The following is a 22,863-nucleotide window of genomic DNA, read 5'->3' as shown; positions in this document are numbered from 1 at the left end:
GCTAGAACCTACCGGCCGCTCTCGTCGGCGGCTCGGCGGCCCCAACTCGTCCCCGCCAGAACGAGAACGGCGCCCGCGATGCCGAGCACGCCGGGCCGGTCGCCGGCGATCGCGATGCCCGCGGCCGCGGCCCACAGGGGCTCCGTACCGAGTAGGAGGCTGACGCGCGAGGGGGAGGTGCGGCGGACGGCCCACATCTGTACGAAGAAGGCGAAGAGCGTGCAGAAGACGGAGAGGAAGAGCAGCCCGGCCCATTCGCGCGGGCCGAAGTCGAGCGCCACCGACCAGGGGGACGCGCCGGTGCCGGGGGCGGCGGCGAGCAGGGCGAAGACGGCGACGGCGGAGCCGAGTTGGACGGTGGTCAGGGAGAGCGAGTCGGCGCCCTCGACCGCCTTGATCCGGGACATGGCCAGCACGTGCACGGTCCGGGCGAGGGCTGCGAGCAGCATCAGCAGATCGCCGAGGGACGGAGTGGTGAAGCCTCCGCCCTGGGTCAGCAGCACCACGCCGGCCACCGAGAGCCCGGCGGCGGCCAGGAAGGCGCGGGGCATGGGGGTCCCCCCTGCTCGAGCGGAGCCGCGAGCCTGGGGGAAGGTCCTGGTGACGGCGGCCTCGGCCAGCGGCGTGAAGATCATGGTGAGGCTGATGATCAGGCCCGCGTTGGTGGCGGAGGTGTGGACGACTCCGTAGGTCTCCAGGAGGAAGATCCCGCTGAGGATCAGGCCGAGAAGGCCGGCGCCGCGCCACTGGGCGGCGGTCAGCGCCCGCAGCCCCCGCCATCCGGCGACGACGAGGGCGGGCAGGACGACGGCGAACCGCAGGACCAGGACGGCGACGACCGTGTGGGTGGTCGTGATGCCCTTGGCCGCGAGGTAGCTGGCACCCCAGACGACGGCGACGAGCAGCACCGGGAGGTCGGTGAGCCAGACGCGGCGCGGGGCACGAAAGGGTACGGAAGCGGCAATCGACGTCATCGCGGGCCTGCTCCAACTCGTCGGACGGGGTGGAGGCTTCGGCGGCTCGCACGCGGGACGATCACCGTACCCGGAGCAACGGGTGGCGGCTACATGTTTCGTCTACACATAGCTCCCGTACTCGGGACGGCCCGCCAGCTCGTACGTACTGATGGCGATGCCCGAGCCGGTCGTCCGGGTCCCGACGTTGCGGAAGGCGGTGGGCCGGGCGCCGTCGAAGAGGTTCAGGCCCGAGCCGAGGACGACGGGGAAGACGAGCAGGTGGAGCGTGTCGATGAGGTCGGCGGCCAGCAGGGACTTGGCGAGGCCGCCGCTGCCGTGCATCTGCACCTCGCCGTCCACGCGGTCCTTCAGGGCCGCGACCTCCGTGACGGCGTCGCCGCCGAGGACGGTGGTGCCGGCCCAGTCGGCCGTCTTGAGGGTGGTGGAGGCGACGTACTTGGGGAGGGAGTTGAGTTTGGAGGCGACGGGGTTGGCGGGGTCGGTCTGCTTCGGCCAGTAGCCCGCGAAGATGTCGTACGTCCGGCGGCCGAGCAGGAAGGCGGCCGGTCGCTGGAAGACCTCGTCCATGAAGGCGCCGAAGTCCTCGTCGCCGTACGGGACGGACCAGCCGCCGTGCTCGAAGCCGCCGCTGGGGTCCTCCTCGGGCCCGCCGGGCGCCTGGTAGACGCCGTCGATCGTCACGAACTGGGTGAGGGAGAGCTTGCCCATGGTGCTGCCCTTTCGCTGCTGCCGGGATCCCCCGGTCCATCGTGTCTCACAAGCTCCGACTCCACCGCTCGGCGAAAGTCATCGGTGGGCGCCAGGGGTGGGCTTCGTCCGTCGGGGCCCTCGGTCTTCGGTGTCCGATTGCCGCCGGCACCGTGACGCCCCGCCGAGGCACGAGGGGCATTCCTCGCCGCGCAGGCGGCGGCCGCGAGGGGCAGGCACGGGGGCCGGCGAGTGAGCCGAAGGGCGCGCGGGTCGTGAGCCCGGCTCACAGCGCCCGGAGGCGAACCGAGCCCAAGGAATAGGGGGCTTTCGCGAGGGCGCACCGGTGCTGTCGGCCGGTGCGCCCTCGTGTGCCGGGCGGGGTGTCGTTACCCGCCCAGTTCCTGGTGGCGGGCCGTCAGGCGCGCCGAGCCCTCGTCGGTGAGCGAACCGAAGAGGCGGAGGCGGGAGATGCCGCCGTCGGGGTAGATGTCGATCCGGATCCGGGAGCCGACCGCAGGCGTGTCCAGCACGAAGCGGTGGTTGGTGTCGGGCTGGAGACGGGTCCGGGGCAGGATCTCGGTCCAGTCCTCGGAGCCCTCGGCCGCCACGGAGAGCGCCGCCCAGCCCGCGCTGTTGCCCTTGAGGTACGCGGTGTCGATCTCGACCGCGCGGATCTCGGACTCGGCGACCAGGCTGTAGCGGATCCAGTCGTTGCCCTTGTCGCGGCGGCGGCGCGTCTCCCAGCCGTCGTCCATCTTGCGGGAGCGGCCCGGCTGGATGGTGTTGGTCGCCGGGGAGTAGAAGCGGTCGGAGGCGTCCTCGACCTGGCCGCCGTTCTCGAGCGCGGCGAGGTCGAAGGTGCCGAGCACGCCGAGCCACTTCGGGTCCGGGGCGACCTCTCCGTACACACGCAGGCGCGCGATGCCGCCGTCGGGGTGCTGGTTGACCCGGAGGTGGGTGAAGCGCTGCTCGACGTCGACGGCGAAGCCGTTGGCGGCGTGGCCGCCGATGGCGGTGCGCGGGACGAGGGTCGTCCACTTCAGGTCGTCCGCGAGGAGCTCCTCGGGCGACGGCGAGCCGGCCACGGAGGCGGCTTCGACCGAGACGGCCTGCGGGTAGTTGCCGCGGAAGTGCGCGGTGTCGATGACGATGCCGCGTACGACGCCGGGGGCACCGAGGCGTACGAGCGCCCAGTCGTGGTCGTCCTCCGTCGGGTGGGGCTGCTGGGCGGACACGCCACGGCGGCGGCGGGTCTCCCAGCCGTCCATGATCTTGCCCTTGTGCCCGAAGTGCTCGGGGTCGAACTCCGCGGCCTCGGGCTTGAGCATGTTCTCGCGCTCGGCGAAGAACTCGTCGTTGGCGGCGATCACACCGGCGCCGAGCCGGCGGTCGGCGAGGTCCGCGTACTGCGTGAAGGGGAAGTCCGCCGTGCGGTAGTCGGCGTACGGGTCACCGCCGCCGTAGGGGCTGGCGTCGCCGGTGAAGCTGGGTATGGCGGACACGTCAGTTGTTCCTTTCGAGGAGGCTGCCGGAGGGCTCGGTGAGGGTGCCGCGGTCGACGATCCGCTCGCCGCGCAGCCAGGTGGAGGTGACCACGCCGTGCAGGGTCCTGCCCGCGTAGGCGGTGACGCGGTTGCGGTGCTGGAGCTCGGCCGGGTCGACGGTGAAGGTCGCCTCGGGGTCGATGACGGCGAAGTCGGCGTCGCGGCCGGCCTCGATCGCGCCCTTCTTCTCCAGCCCGGCGAGGCGCGCGGGGCCCGCGGACATCCAGCGGACGACGTCCTCCAGGCCGTGGCCGCGGCGGCGGGCCTCGGTCCAGATCGCCGGCAGGCCCAGCTGGAGGGACGAGATGCCGCCCCAGGCCGAGGCGAAGTCCGGGGTCTTGAGGTCGGCGGTGGAGGGCGAGTGGTCGGAGACGATGCAGTCGATCGTCCCGTCGGCGAGACCGTCCCAGAGCGCGTCCTGGTTGGACGCCTCGCGGATCGGCGGGCAGCACTTGAACTCCGTCGCCCCGTCCGGGACCTCCTCGGCGGTGAGCGTGAGGAAGTGCGGGCAGGACTCGACGGTGATCTTGACGCCCTCGGCCTTGGCTGCGGCGATCAGCGGCAGCGCGTCCGAGGAGGACAGGTGCAGGACGTGGACGCGGGCGTTGAGGCGCCGGGCCTGGTTGATCAGGTTCTCGATCGCGGTGTTCTCGGCGTCGCGGGGCCGGGAGGCGAGGAAGTCGGCGTACCTCTCGCCGCTCCGCTGCGGGGCGGCGGCGAGGTGGTGCGGGTCCTCGGCGTGGACGATCATCAGACCGCCGAACCCGGCGATCTCGGCGAGCGAGTTCGCCAGCTGCTCCTGGTCCAGCTCGGGGAACTCGTCCACGCCGGACGGCGACAGGAAGCACTTGAAGCCGAAGACACCGGCGTCGTGCAGGGGGCGCAGGTCCTTGACGTTGTCGGGCAGCGCGCCGCCCCAGAAGCCGACGTCGATGTGCGCCTTGGTGCGGGCGACGTCCTGCTTGACCCGCAGGTGCTCGACCGTGGTGGTCGGCGGCAGCGAGTTGAGCGGCATGTCGAGGAGGGTGGTGATGCCGCCGGCGGCCGCGGCGCGGGTGGCGGTCCAGAAGCCCTCCCACTCGGTGCGGCCGGGGTCGTTCACGTGCACATGGGTGTCGACGAGCCCGGGGAGTACGACGTCGTCACCGACGTCCTCCAGCCGAGCGCCCTCCGGGACCTCGGCGTCGTACGGCAGCACCGCGACGATGGTCCCGCCGGAGACGGCGATCGACGCGGGCCCCGTCCCCTCGGGGGTGATGACGCGTGTCGAGCGCAGTACCAGGTTGACGTCCACCCGTACCCCTTTCCAGCAGAAATTCAACGAACTGTTGAAGGAGTCTTCACTCGGGACGACATGTCGTCAAGGGCACACTTCCAGCATGACCCCGTCGCCGCCGCCCACAGCGCGCCCTACTTGGATGTTTCCATGAAGTGGAATGGGAATTTCGTACAGTAGAACGTAGCTCCGTACATGCGGGGACGAGGCGGATGTCGCCGGGCAGCCGCCGACACCGGACAAACACCCCCCTGACCGGCCCGTACGCCGCGACCGGGACCGTGTGTCCGACCGGACGGCCCGGTAGGCTGCTGCCTTGCCCGCCTGCCCCGAAAGGACCTTGACGTGCCGACGTCCAGCGCCAGCACCACCGACGCCGCCAAGCCCGCCGCCGCGAGCGGTGGCGTCCAGTCCCTCGAGCGTGCCTTCGATCTCCTGGAGCGGATGGCCGACGCCGGGGGCGAGGTCGGGCTGAGCGAGCTCTCCGCCAGCAGCGGACTGCCGCTGCCCACCATCCACCGGCTGATGCGCACACTCGTGGCCTGCGGTTACGTACGCCAGCAGCCCAACCGCCGGTACGCACTCGGCCCCCGCCTCATCCGCCTGGGCGAGTCGGCCTCCCGGCTGCTCGGCACCTGGGCGCGCCCGTACCTCGCGCGGCTCGTCGAGGAGACGGGCGAGACCGCGAACATGGCGCTGCTCGACGGCGACGAGATCGTGTACGTCGCCCAGGTGCCGTCCAAGCACTCCATGCGCATGTTCACCGAGGTCGGCCGGCGCGTGCTGCCGCACTCCACGGGCGTGGGCAAGGCGCTGCTGGCCTACACCCCGGCGGAGGAGGTGCGCGCGCTGCTGTCCCGTACGGGGATGCCGGCCGCCACCGAGAAGACGATCACCACGCCGGAGGGCTTCCTGGACGCGCTCGCGCTGGTCCGGGACGCGGGGTACGCGGTCGACGACAACGAGCAGGAGATAGGAGTCCGCTGCCTCGCGGTGTCGGTCCCCAATTCCCCCACCGCGGCGGCCATCTCGATCTCGGGCCCGGCGGGACGGGTGACGGAGGCGGCGACGGAGAAGATCGTCCCGATCCTCCAGGAGGTCGCGCAGGAACTCTCGACGGCGCTGGCGAACACCACGGCGCCGAACGGCGGAGCGTAGCGGCCGGGTGGCGCGCCCGCGCCCCAGAGGGAGGGCGGCGCCCACCCTTGAAGCGCTCGGCAGCGCGGTGCCACCCACCCAGCCGGGTTGTGGGCAGGCGTTCCGCCCCAGCGGAACGATCGCCCACAACGGGGTGCGAGGGAGCCCCGCTGATCAGGCCGCCGCCGCCCGTTCCGTGACTCGGCCGTCCTGGACCAGCACCGTCCCGTCCGCGCATGCCAGATGCGTGTAGTCGTGCGTCACCAATACCGTCGCCGTCCCCCGCTCCCGCGTCAGCGTCGCGAGCAAGGCCACGACCTCCGCCCCCCGCTCGTGGTCCAGCGCGCTCGTCGGCTCGTCGACCAGCAGCACCGACGGCTCGTTCATCAGCGCCCGTGCGATGTTGACGCGCTGCCGCTGACCGCCCGAGAGCTGGTGCGGCCGGCGCCCCGCCAGGTCCGCCAGGCCGACCGCGTCCAGGAGGGCCAGGGCCCTGTCCCGTACCGCCTTCGGCCTGGCTCCCGACAGATGCGCCATCACCTGCAACTGCTCCACCGCCGTCAGCGACCCCAGCAGATTCGGCTGCTGGAAGACGATCCCGACCCGCTCACGCCGCAGCGCCGCCCGGCCCGCCGCGTCCAGCGCCCCCGTCTCCGTACCGGCCACGACGACCCGCCCCCGGTCCGGGCTCACCAGCGTCGCGGCCACCGCCAGCAGGCTGGACTTGCCGGAGCCGGAGGGGCCGACGACCGCGGTCAGACGGCCCGCCGGCACCTCCAGGGAGACCGAGTCGAGGGCGGTCAGCCGCCCCTCGCCGTCCGGGTACGTCAGCGTCACGTCGTCGAGCAGCAGAGTCATCGGGCACTCCCGAGCGCGGTCAGGGGGTCGACGGCGGTGATCCGCCGGATGGACAGGGCGGCGCCGAGGACACCGAGGACGATCATCACGGCGGCCGGCCCGAGCACGGTCAGCGGTTCCAGGACGAACGGCACGTCCCCGCCGCTGATCAGCACGCCGGCGCCGACCGCGAGGCCGGTGCCGAGCAGCGTGCCCGCGGTGAGCATCAGCACCGCCTGCCCGAGCGCGTCCTTCAGCAGGTACGGGGTCGAGGCGCCGAGCGCCTTCAGCACGGCCACGTCCCCGCTGCGCTGGATGGTCCAGACGGTGAAGAAGGCCCCTATGACCAGCGCGGAGATGACGAAGAGGAAGCCGCGCATCATCTGCAGCGAGCCGTTCTCGGCCTGGTAGGACCCTATGGCGGTCAGAGCCTCGTCGATCGTCCGCGACTCGGTGCCCAGCGCCGCGTCGCCCGCCCCGAGGTCCGCGCCCTCGGCGACGCTCAGTGCGATGACGGTGGCCTGCTCCTCCGGCGTGGTGCCGTTGTGCCCGAGCTTCTGCCAGTCGTCGAGCGAGGTCCAGACGACGGGCGTGTGGCTGTACGAGGCGTCGCCCGACACGGCCGTGACGGTGGCCTCCAGTGGACCGAGGCGTACGGCCCCGCCCTCCGCGACACCGAGCTCCTCGGCGGCGGACTCGGAGAGGACGACCCGGCCGGGTCCGAGCTTCCGGCTCTCCGGGGCGAGACCGGCCGACGGCTCCGTACCGAAGGCGGAGACGGCCGCCGTACGGTCCCCGGCGGCCGCGTTGAGCGTGCGGATGCCGAGCGGCTGCGCGCTCGCGACACCGGGCCGCTGCGCCCACCGCCGCCACTCGCTCTCCGTCACCGTCGAGTTGGTGAAGGAGACCGACTGGCCGGAGGGCGGCGCGGCGAAGGAGAGCCGGTCCGCGGGCAGCCCCGTGATCGCCGAGATGTTCTCGCGGGCCAGCCCGGAGGTCAGCCCGGACAGCAGTCCGACGAGCAGCGTGATGAGCACGATCACCGTGCCCATCAGGGTGAATCGCCCTTTGGCGAAGCGCAGGTCTCTCCATGCCACGAACATGGGACCAAGCTTCCCGGGGGCCGGTGGCCCGCGGCATCGCGCCACGGATGGCTCCGCAATCAAACTTTCGGTTGAGTCCGGATTGTCTGCCCCCGCCTACGCTGGACAGATCATGGACCCGCGTTCCCTCACCCCTGCCCTGCGCGCGCTGCGCCTCTGCCTGCATCTGCTGATGGCGGGCCTGCTCGCACTGGCGGCGGTCCGGGCGGACTCGTCGGCCGGCGTCGCCCTCGCGGTGGTGACCGGCGCGGTGTACGCGGCAGGCTCGGCCCTGCCGTCCGTACGGGACTCCCAGCGGGCCACCGCGGTGTGGCTGGCGGCGCTGTGCGCGTCCTGGCTGGCGCTGCTGTGGGCCACCCCCGACGGGCTGTGGGTGGCGTTCCCGCTGTACTTCCTGCAGCTTCATCTGCTGCCGATGCGCTGGTCGCTGCCGACGGTCGGACTCACGGCGGTCGCGGCGATCCTCTCGTACGTATGGCACGGCGCGCCGCTCAACCCGGGCGTCTTCATCGGGCCGCTGCTCGGCGCGGCGGTGGCGGTGGCGACGGTGCTCGGCTACCAGGCGCTGTACCGGGAGAGCGAGCGGCGACGGCGGATGGTGGAGGAACTGATCGAGACGCGGGCCGAGCTGGCGGCTGCCGAGCGGCATGCGGGCACGCTCGCGGAGCGCGAACGCCTCGCCCGCGAGATCCACGACACGCTGGCGCAGGGTCTCTCCTCGATCCAGCTGCTGCTGCGGGCGGCCGAGCGGGCCCTGCCGGAGGACTCGCCCGCCACCGGGCACATCGAGCGGGCGCGGCGGGCGGCGCAGGACAATCTGGCGGAGGCGCGACGGTTCGTACGGGCGCTGTCGCCGCCGGATCTGGAGCACGGTTCGCTGGCGGCCGCGCTGGAGCGGCTGTGCGAACCGAGCCCGGAGGTGCCGTTGAGAGCGCGTTTCACGCTCAGCGGGACGCCGACGGAGCTGCCGACCCCGTACGAGGTGGCGCTGCTGCGCATCGCGCAGTCGGCGTTCGCCAACACCGTGCGGCATGCCTCGGCGACGCGCGCGGAGATCACGCTGTCGTTCATGGACGCCTCGGTGACGCTGGACGTGGTCGACGACGGCAAGGGCTTCGACCCGGCGCTGCTCGCGCCCTCCCCAGAGGGCGGGTTCGGGTTGCCGGCCATGCGTTCGCGGGCGGAATCGCTCGGTGGCACGTTCACGGTGGAGTCCGCGCCCGGTCAGGGCACGGCCGTCGTCGTCTCCCTCCCTCTTCCCGCTGGAGTGTCGACATGACGATCCGTCTCCTGCTGGCCGACGACCACCCGGTGGTACGGGCCGGGCTGCGCGCGGTCCTGGACACGGAGCCGGACTTCGCCGTGGTCGGCGAGGCGGCGACCGCCGAGCGGGCGGTGGAGCTGGCCGCGGCGGGCGGGGTGGACGTGGTGCTGATGGACCTCCAGTTCGGGGCCGGGATGCACGGCTCGGAGGCCACGGCGGCGATCACCGCGCGGGCGGGCGGGCCGCGGGTCCTCGTCCTGACCACGTACGACACGGACGCGGACATCCTGGCGGCGGTCGAGGCGGGCGCCTCGGGCTATCTGCTGAAGGACGCGCCGCCGGAGGAGCTGGCGGCGGCGGTCCGTACGGCGGCGGCGGGCCAGTCGGCGCTGGCCCCGGCGGTGGCGCACCGGCTGATGGACCGGATGCGGACGCCGGCGGAGGCGCTGACGAAGCGGGAGCTGGAGGTGCTCCAGCTGGTGGGCGAGGGCCTTTCGAACCAGCAGATCAGCAAGGCGCTGTTCCTCAGCCAGGCGACGGTGAAGTCCCATCTGGTGCACATCTTCGCGAAGCTCGGCGTCGACTCCCGCACGGCAGCGGTGGCGACGGCGACGGCACGCCGCCTGATCCGACGGTAGCCCCCAGACGCGGGTCCCTCGGGGCGGGGGTCAGGTGCCCGCCGCTCTAGGTGCCCGCGGCGGCGCGGCGGATCGCGTCGAGGGCGCGCGTCACGTCGTCGTCGGTCGTGGACCAGTTGCTGACCGAGATGCGCATGACCCGTCGGCCGTGCCACGTGGAGCCGCTGATCCATGTGGTGCCGTCGTCGAGCAGCCGGGCGAGCACGCGCTCCGTACGGGCGTCGTCGCCGAACTCGGCGCAGACCTGGGTGAACACCACGTCGTTGAGGACGGTGGCGCCGTCGATCCCGGCGATGCCGGTGGCGAAGGCGGAGGCGTGCCGGCACAGCCGGTCGACGAGGTCGGCGACCCCCGACCGGCCGAGGGACCTGAGGGCGGCCCACACGGGGAAGGCCCTGCCGCGCCGGGAGAGCTCGGGGACCTTGTCGATGGGGTCTCCGAGCGCGTGCTGGATGAGGTAGTCGCCCCGCAGGCCCATCGCCGCCCGGAGCGCGGACGGATCGCGCACGATCGCGAGGCCGCAGTCGTAGGGGACGTTCAGGGTCTTGTGGGCATCGGTCGCCCAGGAGTCCGCCAGCTCGCAGCCGGCTGACAGATGCGCGTATCGCGGGGAGGCGGCGGCCCAGAGTCCGAAGGCACCGTCGACGTGCACCCAGGCGTCCGCCTCACGCGCGGCTCGGATCGTCTCGTCGAAGGGGTCGAAGGCGCCGGAGTGGATGTCCCCGGCCTGAAGGATCACGACTGTGGGGCTCCGCCCGCCGGACGCCAGGGCGTCACGGAGGGCCGTGGGCCGGATCCGCCCCTGGTCGTCCGCCGCGACCAGTCCGGGCCTCCCCAGGCCCAGGTAGCGCAGCGCCAGGTCGATGGCCATGTGGCGGTGCTCGCCGGCGACGACACGCACGGCCCGTCCGCCCGCGAGTCCCTCACGGGCGACGTCTCCGCCGACGCGTCGCACCACCTCGTCGCGTGCGGCGGCGAGGCAGGTGAAGTTCGCCATCGTGGCGCCCGTGGTGAAGCCGACGGCGCCGCCCTCGGGCAGCCCGAGCAGATCGAGCAGCCAGGCGCCCGCGATCTCCTCCGCCGCCGCGTACGCGGGGGAGACCGTGCGCATCACGGCGTTCTGGTCCCAGGCGCTGACCAGCCAGTCCGCGGCCAGCGCGGCCGGTTCGCCGCCGCCGACCACGAATCCGTAGAAGCGGCCGCTGGGGAACGCCGTGAGCCCCGGTTCACAGGCCGTGGCCAGCAGATCGACGACGTCGGAGGGCGTGCTGGGACCGTCGGGCAGTGCGGCACCGAGCGCGCTCACGATCTCGTCGACCGAAGCGCGGGCGGGGACCGGGCGGTCGGACAGGCTGGCCAGCCAGCGGACGGCATGGTCGTACGCCTGACGGAGCGCCGCCTCGCGCGCGTCCATACCTCGGACTATGGGACAGCCGCCGCCGCCCCGCAAGCCGCGGCCGACCCCGTCACGTCGAACGAGGTCACCGAAGCTCGCGCGGGGGCTCTCCGAAGAGCTCGACGGCCTGACGGACACCCGTAAGGCCGTTCGACAGGGCACTGACGGAACCGATCGAACCGGCGATCAGCAGCAGGGAGCGGCGCAGTCGCCGTACCTCGGGGACTCCGCCGGCGGCCATGGCGTCCAGCGCGGCGAGTTCGTCCTCGGCGATGCCCCGGTCCGTGAACTCGACCGGGTGGCCCGCCAGTTCGCGACGGAGCCGGGAGACGGCGGCACGCAGCTCAGCCACCCTCGGGTCCTCGCCGCTGCCGGTCCTCACACGCCTCTGCCCAACGCTTCGCAACAAAGTTCTCCCCCTCGCACGGCACTGTGCGGCGAACTCCACACACCGACCAGACCCGTCGAACGATGGTCAGGCGCCCGGAGTCGCGAGCCAGTTAACGCCATCGCGCGCCGGGTGCGCCACTCCGTGGACGTAATTCAGGCGTCCGTGTGCACGCCCGGCGCACGGGGGCGCATGGGGTATGCAGTCCTCATGACACTGACACCTCGTTCCGTCCCCCGGATCGCCGGTTTGCTGCTGGCCGCGGGCGGCGGGCGGCGCCTCGGCGGCCGCCCCAAGGCGCTCCTGACCCATCGCGGCCGCCCGCTGGTCGAGCACGCGGTGCGGGCGCTGCGGGAGGGGGGCTGCGAGGTGATCCATGTGGTGCTCGGGGCCTCGGCCGATCTCGTACGGGAGCGGGCGCAGCTGCCGGGCTGCGTCCTGGTCGACAACCCGGAGTGGGCCGAGGGCATGGGGTCCTCGTTGCGGGCCGGGCTGGCCTCGCTCGCCGCCGGAGCGCTGCCGGTGGACGCCGCGCTGGTCTCCCTGGTCGACCAGCCGGGGATCGGCGCGCAGGCGGTGGCGCGGGTCCGGTCGGCGTACCGCTCGCGCGATTCCCTCGCGGCGGCCTCGTACGAGGGAAAGCGGGGCCATCCGGTGCTGTTCGGCGCGGACCGCTGGGCGGGCATCGCGGCGGGTGCGGTCGGCGACCAGGGGGCACGTGACTATCTGAAGGCGCACCGGGATGCGATCACGCTCGTGGACTGCTCGGATGTGGCCGAGCCCTACGACATCGACACGGAGGCGGATCTGGCGCACCTGGAGTGAAGAACGTGGCACTGAGCGCCACCTTCTGTCGATCCAGAGAATCTCGACATCAACAAACGATTGAACTTCCACCATGAGGAAACTAGTATCCACTGTTCAGAAGCGCCTGATCCTGTGAGGGCGCTCGCGGTCGTATCTCGGCGCCTGCGGCACTCCGTGCCGATCCGCGACGCCCGGCGGCCGCAAGGCACCGCCCGTGAAGCCCGCTGAAGGAAGTGACAGTTCATGTCCGCACCAGCGCCGTCCCCCCTGGCCGTCGTCGAAGCCGAGCCCCTGCCGAGGCAGGAGGAGGTGCTGACCGACGCGGCCCTCGCCTTCGTGGCGGAGCTGCACCGGCGGTTCACGCCTCGCCGGGACGAGCTCCTCGCCCGCCGGGCGGAGCGCCGCGCCGAGATCGCCCGCACCTCGACCCTCGACTTCCTCCCGGAGACCGCCGCCGTCCGCGCGGACGACTCCTGGCGCGTCGCGCCGGCCCCGGCGGCCCTGAACGACCGCCGTGTCGAGATCACCGGCCCGACCGACCGCAAGATGACGATCAACGCCCTGAACTCGGGCGCCAGGGTCTGGCTCGCCGACTTCGAGGACGCCTCGGCCCCCACCTGGGAGAACGTGGTACTCGGCCAGGTCAACCTGATCGACGCGTACACCCGGAACATCGACTTCACCGACCCGAAGTCGGGCAAGTCGTACGCCCTCAAGGCGGCCGACGAGCTGGCCACGGTCGTCATGCGGCCGCGCGGCTGGCACCTGGAGGAGCGCCACCTGACCTTCGAGGGCCGCCCGGTCCCCGGCGCGCTGGTCGACTTCGGCCTGTACTTCTTCCACAACGCCAAGCGCCTCATCGAGCTCGGCAAGGGCCCGTACTTCTACCTCCCGAAGACGGAGTCGCACCTGGAGGCCCGCCTCTGGAACGACATCTTCGTCTACGCCCAGGACTACGTCGGCATCCCGCAGGGCACCGTCCGCGCCACCGTGCTGATCGAGACGATCACGGCCGCGTACGAGATGGAGGAGATCCTCTACGAGCTGCGCGACCACGCGGCCGGCCTCAACGCGGGCCGCTGGGACTACCTCTTCTCCATCGTCAAGAACTTCCGTGACGGCGGGCCGAAGTTCGTGCTCCCGGACCGCAACGCGGTCACGATGACGGCACCGTTCATGCGGGCGTACACCGAACTCCTCGTCCGCACCTGCCACAAGCGCGGCGCGCACGCGATCGGCGGCATGGCGGCCTTCATCCCGTCCCGCAAGGACGCCGAGGTCAACAAGGTCGCCTTCGAGAAGGTCAAGGCGGACAAGGACCGCGAGGCCGGCGACGGCTTCGACGGCTCCTGGGTCGCCCACCCGGACCTGGTCCCGATCGCCATGGCCTCCTTCGACGCGGTGCTCGGCGACAGGCCGAACCAGAAGGACCGGCTGCGCGAGGACGTCTCGGTGGCGCCCGGCGACCTGATCGCGATCGACTCCCTCGACGCGAAGCCGACGTACGACGGCCTGCGCAACGCCGTCCAGGTCGGCACCCGCTACATCGAGGCCTGGCTCCGCGGCCTCGGCGCGGTCGCCATCTTCAACCTGATGGAGGACGCGGCCACGGCCGAGATCTCGCGCTCGCAGATCTGGCAGTGGATCAACGCGGGTGTCGTCTTCGAGCACGCTGGGAAGGCTGTGAAGGCCACTCCCGAGCTGGCCCGCAAGATCGCGGCGGAGGAACTGGCCGCGATCCGCGAGGAGATCGGCGAGGAGGCCTTCACGGCCGGCAAGTGGCAGCAGGCCCACGACCTCCTGCTGCACGTCTCCCTCGACGCCGACTACGCCGACTTCCTGACTCTCCCGGCGTACGACCAGCTGACCGGCTGACCGACTGGCCGGCTGACCCGCACAGCAGCCGAGCAGCACCTTCGGTCACAACACGAACAGGCTCCGCCCCCGGTGAACGCACAGCACCGGGGGCGGAGCCATTTTCGCTCCAGTGCGTTTCACAGGGCATGTGACGCAACCGAGATACGCAGCTACCTAGCGGTAACAAGCCACGGCGTGCCAGATTCCGCCTTGCCACCGGCCGGCGGCTGTCCCTCACTCCACTGCAAGGACGCAGGAGCACAGCCATGCCCACCCCCCGCCGCTCTCCCCACCGTGCCGTGCGCGCGGTTCTCGCCGCCTCGCTGGCCGTCACCGGCCTGGTGGCCGCCGGTGGCACCTCCCCCGCCGCCGCGAGTTCCGGTTCCGGCCCCACCGCCGTCGTCTCGATGGGCGACAGCTACATCTCCGGGGAGGCCGGGCGCTGGCAGGGCAACAGCCTCACCACCAGCGGCAGCCGCAACGGGACCGACCGGGCATGGACGGGAAGCGCGTACGACCCCTCCCGTGTCTACGGCACCACCGCCGCCAACGGCTGTCACCGCTCCGACGCGGCCGAGGTGAAGAGCGCCACCGGGATCGCCTCCGCGCTGCTCAACATCGCCTGCTCGGGCGCCACGACCGAGAACGTCTTCCGGGCGTCGAACGGCGGCAAGGCGTACAAGGGCGAGGCTCCGCAGGCCGACCAGCTCGCGGCCATCGCCGCCTCCCACGACGTGAAGACGATCGTGCTGTCCATCGGCGGCAACGACCTGGGCTTCGCCGACATCATCAGGAGCTGCGCGACCGACTACATCGTCTGGTACTCGTACTGCCACGACGACCAGCAGGAGGAGGTCGACGCCAAGATCGACGCCGCGATGGCGGGCGTCGGCAAGTCAGTCGACGAGATCCGGGCGGTGATGTCCGGTGCCGGGTACGCCGCCTCCTCGTACCGGATCGTGCTCCAGTCGTACCCCTCCCCCATCCCGCGCGCCGCGGACAACCGCTACGGGGAGAGCGGCTGGACCCGTACCAACACGGGCGGCTGCCCGTTCTGGAACCTGGACTCCGACTGGGCCCGGGACTCGCTCGTCCCGCAGGTCGCCAACCGTCTCAAGGGTGTCGCCGCGGCCAAGGGCGTGCAGTTCATGGATCTGCGGGACATGCTGCAGGGCCGCGAGGTGTGCGCGAAGGCCAGCAAGCAGGTCAGCGCGACGGTGCCGGCATCGGCCACGACCAGCGAGTGGGTGCGCTGGATCGACCAGAACCAGACGCAGGGCCCGATCCAGGAGAACGTGCACCCCAACCACTACGGCCAGTCGGCGCTCGGCCGCTGTCTCGCGCTGATCCACGCGCAGCCGAGCGGCAACTTCTCCTGCCGCAACACGGCCGGTACCGGCGCCTCCGGGATGTACCTGACGGCCGTCTCCTGACGGCCGTCGGCTCGACCCCCCACGGGGTTGTTCAGCGGGCGCGGCGCTTCCCCCGGTTCCGGCGCCGTGCCCGCGGCTTCCCCGTCCTCGACTCGGACATCCCGATCCCGGGCACGGTGACACCGAGCGCGCCGAGCGTCCGCTCCGCCCGGTACGGGTCGGCCGCCGCCATCTCCTTCACGAGGGCGTCGACACCGCCCGGCCAGCCCTCGGCGGCGGAGTCGAGGACCGCCCGCCCGGCCGTGCGGCGGGAGAGCCGGTCCAGGATCAGCACGGCGCGGGCGGACAGCGGCACTCGGGTCTCGTCCGCCGGCTCGCCCCTGGCCCGCAGGACGCCGTACGCGTACGCACCCATCACCGGGTCGTCGAGGGCCCCGCGCAGGGCCTCGACGGGTGCGGCGGCCGGGTCGAGGAAGCCGAAGACGGCGCGGGTGTCGGCGGCCTCGTACGTCCCGGCGTTGACGGTGCCGAGGGCGGCGAGGAGCTGCGCCCAGGCGTCGTCGGTGTCCCCGCGGGCGTGGAGCCATTCGGTCAGGACGCGCGTGGCGGCGGAGGCGGACCAGCCCTCGGCGGCGGCGATCACGGCCGGGGCGTCCCAGGCGACGGCCTCCGCGGCGTCGGGCGCCGCGACGCCGCGGACCCGCATCAGGTAGTGCAGGACCTCGACGCCCCAAGGGGTGAGGCCGAAGGCGTCGCCGGTGCGGAAGACCATGCCGGTCCCGGCCAGCCGGTCGACGGTGTCGGCCATGGCCCGCGCGGACGCTTCCAGGCCGGCCCGGTCGTCGTCGGTGACGGGCGCCCCCACGAGCCGGGACAGCTCGTCGACGGGCGGGACCACATAGCCGTCCTGGGCCTTCGCCGGTACGAGTACGGGCGCGTCCTCCAGCCGGGGGTCGACCGGCCAGTCCTCGAACTCGGCGGCCCTGCGGGCGACCGATTCGGCGCAGGAGCCCCGCTGGTAGAGCGCGTACAGCAGATGCGCGGCCTCGCCGTCGTACAGGCCGCCGGACTCGCTCTTCATCTCCTCGACGGCCGCGGCGAGCAGGTCGGCACCGGCCTCGACGGAGCGCTGGGGGTCGCGGGCCTCGACGGGAGGCGGTGGCAGGGGGACGGCGGAGTCCTCGTAGTAGTTCAGGTGCTCGTCGAGGAGGGTGTCGGCGAGGACGAGGTGCGGGAAGGCGTCCGGGCCGGGCGCGAGATGGGCGTACGGCCCCGCGAGCGCCCCGGCGAGCCCTTCGGCGGTCCAGCGGTCGACCAGCCGGCCCGCCACCTTCCCGACGCCGTGCGAGACGTCCCCGTCGGAGAGCAGCGGCCCGGCGGGCGAGGGCGCTTCGGCCTCCCGTACGTACGCGCTGGTGAGCGCCTCGGCGAGCACCATGTCGGCGAGCTCGGTGCGGTTCATCAGGTCGGCCCTGCGCAGTCCGTCCGGTGGGGTGACTCCGTCGTGGGCGGCGAGCCAGGTCCGTACGGCGGCGGGGTCCGCGGGGTCGGCGCCGTCGGCCCGCAGCAGCGAGGCGTACCAGCGCTGCCAGGTCAGATTGCCGGGGTCCCGCATCGCCCGCTCGAAGTCGGGCACGGTCTCCTCGATGGCGGCCACGATCCGGGCCTGTCGTTTGGCGTTGAGCCGCCCGGCCTCCCGGACGCGCTCGGTGAGCGCCACGAGTACGGCGGGATAGGCCGCCAGCTCCTCGGGCGTCGCGTACACGAAGGCCGGCACGTCCTCGACCAGCAGATGACGCACGAGATGCACGGTCGGCTCGGGCAGCCCGCTCCTCCGGTCGGCCCCGCGCAGCGACAACAACCCGAGCACGGCGTCGGCGGCGCGTGCGGACGAAGGGTCGCGGAGCTCCGGGGTTCCGTCGAGGAACGCGTCGAGCCCGGTGTTGGAGAGCACGGTCCCTGCCACCTTTCCCAGGGTAGTTCCGGCGTGCGCCGGACGACGACGCCCGTGGCGGCGCCGTCATGGGACGACAACGGTCCGCTGGGCGGAGAAGTCACCCCAGGTGCCGTCGGGGAGGCGGGCGCGGAGTTTGACGCTGTAGCGGGTGCCGGGGGTGGTGGGGACCGTGAAGGTGTAGGTGGCGGTGCCGGGCGGGGGGTCGGCGCCCCAGATGATCGTCGTGGCGAAGGCTTCGTCGAGGTAGAGCTGGTGCTCCTTGACCGGGGCGCCGGTGCCGGGCGGGGTCCAGGTGAGGGTGATCTCGCCCTTGGTGGCGGTCGCCTTCAGGTTCGTCGGGGCGGTGTTGGGGGCGGCGCCGGGGGCCGGGGTGGTGGTGAGGTCGGCGGGGTTGCTGTCCGGGGAGGAGTTCTCGGCGGCGTCACGGGCGCGGACGGTGAAGGAGTAGACCGTGCCGGGGCGCAGGCCGGTGATGCGGGCGGTGGTCGCCGTCCCGGGGACGGTGTGGACGCGGGCGTCCGCCTGGTAGACGTCGTACGCGGTGATCTTGGTGTCGTCGCGGGCCGGGGTCCAGGTCAGGGTGGCCGCGTGGCTGCCGGCGGGGGTGGCGCGCAGGGCTTTCGGGGTCGTCGGGGGTGTGCGGTCCTGGGCGGTCGCGGCGAGGGTGGTGGCGGGGACGGGAGGGCTGGGGGCCGAGCGGTTTCCGGCGGCGTCGCGGGCGCGGACGGTGAAGGTGTACGGGGTGGCGGGGGTGAGGTTCACGATGTCGACCATGAGGGTCGTGGCGGGGAGGTCCTTCACCTTGCGTCCCTGCTGGTAGACCTCGTAGCCGGTGACCCCGCGGTCGTCGGTGGCCGCGCTCCACATGACGTGGACGGTGCTCGCGCTGCCGGCGGACGCGGTGACTCCGGTGGGGGCGGTGGGGCTGTGGGTGTCCTTCTCGGGGCCGCCGGAGCAGGCCGCGAGGCCGAGGGCGGCGACGGTCAACACGCTGGCGGCGAGCGGGCGTTGCACAGGAATGCCTCCGTCCGTCGGAATGGTCCAGACCTGTATGACACGGACGGGAGGACCTCGGCAAGGGGGCGTTGTCAGTGGGGTGCGCTTCACTGGATTCGTCACTCTCTGTGATCGACGGGTGGGGGAATCATGACGGACCGTACGACCTTTCTGACGCTTGCCGGGCTGCGCGAACGCGGGTGGAGCGACGCGATGGTGCGCGACCTGCTGGGGGCGCCCGACGTGCAGGGGCGGGATCCGCGCCGGTGGTCGATCGCGCCGGTGCGGCTGTATCGCCTGGCGCGGGTGGAGGCGGTGGAGCGGACACCGGAGTTCACGCGGTGCGCCGCCTCCTCGGGCCGGCGCTCCTCGGCCGCGGAGGCGGGGGCCGAGGCCCGCCGGCAGGCGGTGCTCGCCGCGATCCGGGCGGAGCCGATCGAGGTGCCACGCCTCCCCGCCGCCGAGCTGGAGCGGCGGGCCGTGCGACATCGCCATCTGCTCGGCGCTCGCAGCCCCGGAGGGGTCGCGGCGGGGGCGCTGGTGCGGTGGCAGGTGAGCTATCTGCGGCATGCGCTGTCGCGGTACGAGACGCTGCTCGACGGCTTGTACGGGTCGACGGGCCGGGCGGAGGCCGAACGGCTGCTGAGCAGGCGGCTGTACGAGGCGATCGCGGCGGCCTATCCCGTGCTGGCGAAGGAGTGCGGGCGCCGGATCGGGACGGACCGATGAGTTCTGACGTCCTCGGCGGTCTCACTTTGCATGGAGAAGACGGAGCACATCGATCTGGGAGCGGCCGCGGAGCGGGTGGCACGGCTCGCCGAGGACATCGGCGACGACCGGCTCGGGGACCCGACGCCCTGTCCCGAGTACGCGGTACGGGAGGTGCTCGCCCATGTCGCGAGCCTGAGCGTGGCCTTCCGCGACGCGGCCCGCAAGGAGTTCGGGGCGACGACCGGCACACCGCCCGGCTCGGTCCGGCCGGTCCTGGAGGACGACTGGCGTGCGGCCCTGCCGAAGGCCCTGAACGAACTGGCGGCGGCCTGGCGCGAGCCCGGCGCCTGGGAGGGGGACACCCAGGCGGGCGGCATCGACATGCCCGCGGCCGTCATGGGCATGGTCGCGCTCAACGAGCTGCTGATCCACGGCTGGGACCTGGCGCGCTCGACGGGCCAGGCGTACGAGGTGACCGAGGAGGAACTGGCCGTGTCCGAGGCCCTGCTGACCCCGGAGGAGGACGCGCCGGCCGAGGAGGGCTTCTTCGGCCCGATCGTCCCGGTCCCGGACGACGCGCCCCTGCTCGACCGTGTGGTGGGTCTGAGCGGCCGGCGTCCGGACTGGCGGCCGCCGGCGTCCTGATCCGCGGGGTGGCCATGGCAGGCCGCCCGCCACGCTGTTCACCAGGGGGTCATGTGATCCTGGCCGGCCCAGTCCGCGAACGACACGGGCCGGCCGTGCAGGGTGAGCGGAAGGATCTGGTCGCAGGTGGCCCGGCTGTCGAACCACATGGTGCCCCGCTGTGGTCCGGTGACGACGAGGAGAGCATGGAAGCCACAGCTGTGTTCCCGGATGAACACCGCTCCCGCGGTCTTGCGTTCCTGGTGCACCTCGTATTCGGCGTCCCAGTCGTCCCACGCCCGCTGGAAAGTGCCGTCGTCCGCGAAGTGCTCCCTCAGCGGCTCGCGCTCGTCGAGCTCGTCCTCGTAGGCGCGGTAGGACTCGGGGTGCGGGAATTCGGTAGTGAGCAGGTCGTAGTTGGTCCGGGAGTCGCCGTGCCAGACCCAGCCCTGCGCACCTCGGTGCAGGCGGTTCACCCGGCCGCCGGCACTCTCCCGGAGAAGGTGGTTCCGGTACTCGGCGGGGAAGGTGATCCCCAGCTCCTCCTCCGCCTCGCGGACCTCCGACGCGGACAGCGGCGGCGGAGCCGGGTCCCCGTACTGCTCCCAGGTCCGACTACTCAACTCGTCGAAGCGGTGGCCCCGGTCCACGCGTCGGGCTTCGGCCGTCCAGTCGATCGTCATGGGAGTGATCGTAGAGAAGACGATCACTACGGGGTGCCGGGGGTGGCCGCCAGAAGTCGCGCGAGCCTGCGGCAGGCCGCCGGGATCGGGGCGATCACCGGTGTCTCGAACCGGGCGCGCAGGGAGTCGGCCGCCTCGCCCAGCGGGCCGCCGCCGATGACGACGGCCCGGGCTCCGTCCCGTACGACGCACTCCTCGACCGCGCGCGCCAGGCTCTCGCGGAGCGACTCCGGGTCGGCGGACAGGGCCTCGGGGTCGCCCTCGGTCAGGCGGAGGCCGGTGAAGCGGTCGGAGAGGCCGAGGGCGGCGACCCGCTCGACGATGGACCCCGCAAGCAGTGGCGTGGTCGTGGCGATGCCGAAGCTCCGCCCGGAGGCGGCGGCCTCCAGCAGGGCCGCCTCCCCGATTCCGACGACCGGCACCGGCCCTCGCGCCGAGGCGAGGGTGAGCGCCCGCAGTTCCGCCAGGCCCGGGTCGCCGAACGCCGGCCACCAGCAGGGCCGCGCAGCCGCCGTCGGCCAGGGCCCGCCGCCCGGCCGCGACCACCTCCGGGGCGGCTGCGCGCAGGGCCGCCGGGTCGGTGAGCATCCGAGGGCCGCGCGTCGCGGTCACTCCACGGACCCGCGGTCCCAGCGTGCGCCGGGCGATCGCGGTCATCATCGCGGTGGTGTCCGTCGAGGAGTTGGGGTTGACGAGGACGACCGCCGGCACCGCGCCGGGGGCGGCGTAGGCGGTGAGTTCCGTCCGTACGGCGTGGGTGGCCGATCCACGCACGGATCCGGCCCCCGCGTCGGACGCGGGGACCGGATCGATGGACCGACGGGGCGTGTTCAGTGGACGTGCGCCGCCTTGGACGTGCGTGCCTCGGAGATCTCCTCGCCCGGCTCCATGGGCGCGGTGACCGTGTCCTCGTCGCCGCGCTTGCCCAGGTGGTTGAAGACCAGGTTCAGCAGGACCGCCGCGACACAGCCGGTCGAGATGCCCGAGTCCAGGATGATCTTCGCCGTCTCCGGGAAGGCGTGGTAGAACTCCGGCGCCGTGATCGGGATGATGCCGACGGCCAGCGAGACCGCCACGATCAGCACGTTGTTGTCCTTCTCCAGACCGGCCTTGACGAGCGTCTGGATGCCGCTCGCGGCGACCGAGCCGAAGAGGACGACGCCCGCGCCGCCGAGCACCGGCCGGGGGACGACCGAGATCAGCGAGGCCGCGATCGGCGACAGGCCCATCAGGACCAGGAAGCCACCGCCACAGGCGACCACGAACCGGCTGCGGATCTTCGTCATGGCGACCAGCCCGATGTTCTGGGCGAAGGCGCTGCACATGAAGCCGTTGAAGAGCGGACTGATGGCCGAGCCGAGGGTGTCGGCACGCAGTCCGGCCGCGATGGTCTTCTCGTCGGCCGGCCGCTCGACGATCTCGCCGAGCGCCAGCATGTCGGCGGTCGACTCGGTCATCGAGACGAGCATGACCACGATCATGGAGATGATCGCGGCGAGCGCGAACTGCGGGGCGCCGAAGTGGAACGGCGACGGGAAGCCGATCACGGACGCCTCGGCCACGGGGCTGAAGTCCGTGACGCCGAACGGGATCGCGATGAGGGTGCCGATGACCAGACCGACCAGGACGGCGATCTGCTTCAGGAAGCCCCGCGTGAAGCGGCGCAGGACCAGCACGACGACGAGCGTGATCGCCGCGAGGGTCAGATAGGTCGTCGAGCCGTAGTCCTTGGCCGTCGGGTTGGGACCTTGGGCCCATCCGAACGCGACCGGAAGGAGCGAGATACCGATGAGGGTGATCACGGTGCCCGTGACCACGGGCGGGAAGAAGCGGACGAGTTTGGAGAAGTACGGGGCGGCTATGAAACCGAGGAGACCCGCGACGATGATCGCGCCGAAGATGATCGGCAGTGCGTCGGCCTTGTCGTCCGTCGTGTCGACGATGGCCAGCATCGGGGCGACGCCGGCGAAGGTGACGCCGTTGACGAACGGCAGCCGGGCGCCGATCTTCCAGACGCCGAGCGTCTGGAGGAAGGTGGCGAGTCCCGCGGTGAAGAGGCTGGCTCCGGTGAGGAAGGTCAGTTCGGTGCCGGAGAGTCCGACGGCCGCGCCGACGATCAGGGGCGGGGCCACGACCCCCGCGTACATGGCGGCCACGTGCTGGAGGCCGCTGGTGAACATTTTCAGGGGCGGCAGAGTCTCGTCGACCGGATGCTTCTGGTCTTCGGTATCGGCGCCTGCGTCTTGCGCATCATTGCGAAACCTGGGCTTGGTGGCCACGGAGGTTCCTCCGGTCGGGTAACACGTCGGCGGAGACGTGGGTGTCATGGAGGTGGTGCAAAGCGGTGCAGGTCGTGCGCCTCACGGGTGCGGCTCATGAGGAAGTGGGGGGTACTTCTTCATCCTTGAGAACTGCGTCGTGTGCCCGGGGAGGCCTGGATGGCTGACACACGTCGACCGTCCGGGGGGTGCCGTACCTCTTTACGTACGGGCACCCCCCGTCCGGCCGGGCCCCGGGCCCCCCCCGGGGGCGGGGGGAGGGGGGGCGGGGGGCGGCGCGCGGCGGGCGCGCGCGCGGGGCGGGGGGGCCGCGGGCGGGGGGGGGG

At 72.4% G+C, this 22,863-nt stretch carries 21 protein-coding genes; 8 read left to right on the top strand and 13 right to left on the bottom strand.

The features are described 5' to 3' along the window. Window positions 1–8: 8 nt before the first annotated feature. The 4 genes from ACFVZW_RS27180 to allB all read right to left on the bottom strand — a co-directional run bounded on the left by ACFVZW_RS27180 (window position 9) and on the right by allB (window position 4,505). Entirely contained in the window at window positions 9–974 is a 966-nt protein-coding gene (locus ACFVZW_RS27180; RefSeq protein WP_384526335.1) for a DMT family transporter, read from the bottom strand. A 102-nt stretch (window positions 975–1,076) separates the two neighbouring features. Continuing rightward, window positions 1,077–1,685, bottom strand: a complete 609-nt coding sequence (locus ACFVZW_RS27175) for a dihydrofolate reductase family protein (RefSeq protein ID WP_384526332.1) — start codon at window positions 1,683–1,685, stop codon at window positions 1,077–1,079. 368 nt (window positions 1,686–2,053) lie between these two features. Next, window positions 2,054–3,169: an allantoicase gene (gene alc, locus ACFVZW_RS27170; protein ID WP_384526329.1), complete on the bottom strand. Its 1,116-nt coding sequence runs from the start codon at window positions 3,167–3,169 to the stop codon at window positions 2,054–2,056. Between the two features lies 1 nt (window position 3,170). Continuing rightward, the gene (allB, locus tag ACFVZW_RS27165) at window positions 3,171–4,505 is read right to left on the bottom strand and encodes an allantoinase AllB (RefSeq protein WP_384526326.1); all 1,335 of its coding nucleotides are present in this window, start codon (window positions 4,503–4,505) and stop codon (window positions 3,171–3,173) included. Between the two features lie 327 nt (window positions 4,506–4,832). Here allB and ACFVZW_RS27160 point away from each other — a divergent pair, with 327 nt between their 5' ends. Further along, window positions 4,833–5,645, top strand: a complete 813-nt coding sequence (locus ACFVZW_RS27160) for an IclR family transcriptional regulator (RefSeq protein ID WP_384526323.1) — start codon at window positions 4,833–4,835, stop codon at window positions 5,643–5,645. Between the two features lie 153 nt (window positions 5,646–5,798). Here the strand turns inward: ACFVZW_RS27160 and ACFVZW_RS27155 are convergent, their stop codons facing one another. Together ACFVZW_RS27155 and ACFVZW_RS27150 are read right to left on the bottom strand one after the other, a co-directional pair. Next, on the bottom strand, window positions 5,799–6,482 hold the full coding sequence (locus tag ACFVZW_RS27155) for an ABC transporter ATP-binding protein (protein ID WP_384526320.1): 684 nt from the start codon (window positions 6,480–6,482) through the stop codon (window positions 5,799–5,801). Then, on the bottom strand, window positions 6,479–7,564 hold the full coding sequence (locus tag ACFVZW_RS27150) for an ABC transporter permease (protein WP_384526317.1): 1,086 nt from the start codon (window positions 7,562–7,564) through the stop codon (window positions 6,479–6,481). Before ACFVZW_RS27150 ends, ACFVZW_RS27155 begins: the two co-directional genes overlap by 4 nt. Window positions 7,565–7,676: 112 nt before the next feature. Here ACFVZW_RS27150 and ACFVZW_RS27145 point away from each other — a divergent pair, with 112 nt between their 5' ends. Together ACFVZW_RS27145 and ACFVZW_RS27140 are read left to right on the top strand one after the other, a co-directional pair. Continuing rightward, entirely contained in the window at window positions 7,677–8,843 is a 1,167-nt protein-coding gene (locus tag ACFVZW_RS27145) for a sensor histidine kinase (protein ID WP_384526314.1), read from the top strand. Beyond that, the gene (locus ACFVZW_RS27140) at window positions 8,840–9,466 is read left to right on the top strand and encodes a response regulator transcription factor (protein ID WP_329114159.1); all 627 of its coding nucleotides are present in this window, start codon (window positions 8,840–8,842) and stop codon (window positions 9,464–9,466) included. The genes ACFVZW_RS27145 and ACFVZW_RS27140 overlap by 4 nt, the downstream gene beginning before the upstream one ends. Before the next feature lie 46 nt (window positions 9,467–9,512). On the opposite strand, the gene ACFVZW_RS27135 is transcribed toward ACFVZW_RS27140, so the two are convergent. Together ACFVZW_RS27135 and ACFVZW_RS27130 are read right to left on the bottom strand one after the other, a co-directional pair. Continuing rightward, on the bottom strand, window positions 9,513–10,880 hold the full coding sequence (locus ACFVZW_RS27135) for a pyridoxal phosphate-dependent decarboxylase family protein (RefSeq protein ID WP_384526311.1): 1,368 nt from the start codon (window positions 10,878–10,880) through the stop codon (window positions 9,513–9,515). 67 nt (window positions 10,881–10,947) lie between these two features. Further along, window positions 10,948–11,271, bottom strand: coding sequence for a DUF5955 family protein (locus tag ACFVZW_RS27130; protein ID WP_384526308.1), 324 nt, complete (start codon window positions 11,269–11,271; stop codon window positions 10,948–10,950). Window positions 11,272–11,460: 189 nt separating this feature from the next. On the opposite strand from ACFVZW_RS27130, the gene ACFVZW_RS27125 reads away from it, so the two are divergent. From ACFVZW_RS27125 to ACFVZW_RS27115, 3 genes are all read left to right on the top strand, one after another. Then, window positions 11,461–12,075: an NTP transferase domain-containing protein gene (locus tag ACFVZW_RS27125; RefSeq protein ID WP_384526305.1), complete on the top strand. Its 615-nt coding sequence runs from the start codon at window positions 11,461–11,463 to the stop codon at window positions 12,073–12,075. A gap of 225 nt (window positions 12,076–12,300) precedes the next feature. Then, window positions 12,301–13,932, top strand: coding sequence for a malate synthase A (gene aceB, locus ACFVZW_RS27120; protein WP_384526303.1), 1,632 nt, complete (start codon window positions 12,301–12,303; stop codon window positions 13,930–13,932). A 248-nt stretch (window positions 13,933–14,180) separates the two neighbouring features. Then, complete coding sequence (locus tag ACFVZW_RS27115) at window positions 14,181–15,347, top strand: GDSL-type esterase/lipase family protein (RefSeq protein ID WP_384526300.1); 1,167 nt, start codon at window positions 14,181–14,183, stop codon at window positions 15,345–15,347. A gap of 31 nt (window positions 15,348–15,378) precedes the next feature. Here the strand turns inward: ACFVZW_RS27115 and ACFVZW_RS27110 are convergent, their stop codons facing one another. Continuing rightward, window positions 15,379–17,253 carry a hypothetical protein gene (locus ACFVZW_RS27110; protein ID WP_384526298.1) on the bottom strand — a complete coding sequence of 625 codons (1,875 nt, stop codon included), beginning with the start codon at window positions 17,251–17,253 and terminating at the stop codon, window positions 15,379–15,381. A 54-nt stretch (window positions 17,254–17,307) separates the two neighbouring features. Continuing rightward, window positions 17,308–18,258, bottom strand: coding sequence for a fibronectin type III domain-containing protein (locus ACFVZW_RS27105; protein WP_384526295.1), 951 nt, complete (start codon window positions 18,256–18,258; stop codon window positions 17,308–17,310). Window positions 18,259–18,390: 132 nt separating this feature from the next. Here ACFVZW_RS27105 and ACFVZW_RS27100 point away from each other — a divergent pair, with 132 nt between their 5' ends. Both ACFVZW_RS27100 and ACFVZW_RS27095 read left to right on the top strand, forming a co-directional pair. Beyond that, a complete protein-coding gene (locus tag ACFVZW_RS27100; RefSeq protein WP_384526292.1) occupies window positions 18,391–18,969 on the top strand; it encodes a hypothetical protein in 579 nt (192 codons plus the stop codon). 30 nt (window positions 18,970–18,999) lie between these two features. Next, on the top strand, window positions 19,000–19,596 hold the full coding sequence (locus ACFVZW_RS27095) for a TIGR03086 family metal-binding protein (protein ID WP_384526289.1): 597 nt from the start codon (window positions 19,000–19,002) through the stop codon (window positions 19,594–19,596). Window positions 19,597–19,634: 38 nt separating this feature from the next. On the opposite strand, the gene ACFVZW_RS27090 is transcribed toward ACFVZW_RS27095, so the two are convergent. From ACFVZW_RS27090 to ACFVZW_RS27080, 3 genes are all read right to left on the bottom strand, one after another. Next, the gene (locus ACFVZW_RS27090) at window positions 19,635–20,258 is read right to left on the bottom strand and encodes an SMI1/KNR4 family protein (protein WP_384526286.1); all 624 of its coding nucleotides are present in this window, start codon (window positions 20,256–20,258) and stop codon (window positions 19,635–19,637) included. A 26-nt stretch (window positions 20,259–20,284) separates the two neighbouring features. Continuing rightward, window positions 20,285–20,716 carry an aspartate/glutamate racemase family protein gene (locus tag ACFVZW_RS27085; RefSeq protein WP_384526387.1) on the bottom strand — a complete coding sequence of 144 codons (432 nt, stop codon included), beginning with the start codon at window positions 20,714–20,716 and terminating at the stop codon, window positions 20,285–20,287. A 372-nt stretch (window positions 20,717–21,088) separates the two neighbouring features. Beyond that, window positions 21,089–22,537: a nucleobase:cation symporter-2 family protein gene (locus ACFVZW_RS27080; RefSeq protein ID WP_384526283.1), complete on the bottom strand. Its 1,449-nt coding sequence runs from the start codon at window positions 22,535–22,537 to the stop codon at window positions 21,089–21,091. Window positions 22,538–22,863: the final 326 nt, after the last annotated feature.

The sequence above is a fragment of the Streptomyces sp. NPDC059567 genome, from assembly GCF_042735655.1.
Classification (GTDB): Bacteria; Actinomycetota; Actinomycetes; order Streptomycetales; family Streptomycetaceae; genus Streptomyces.
This window is presented reverse-complemented; position numbering and strand designations above follow the sequence as displayed.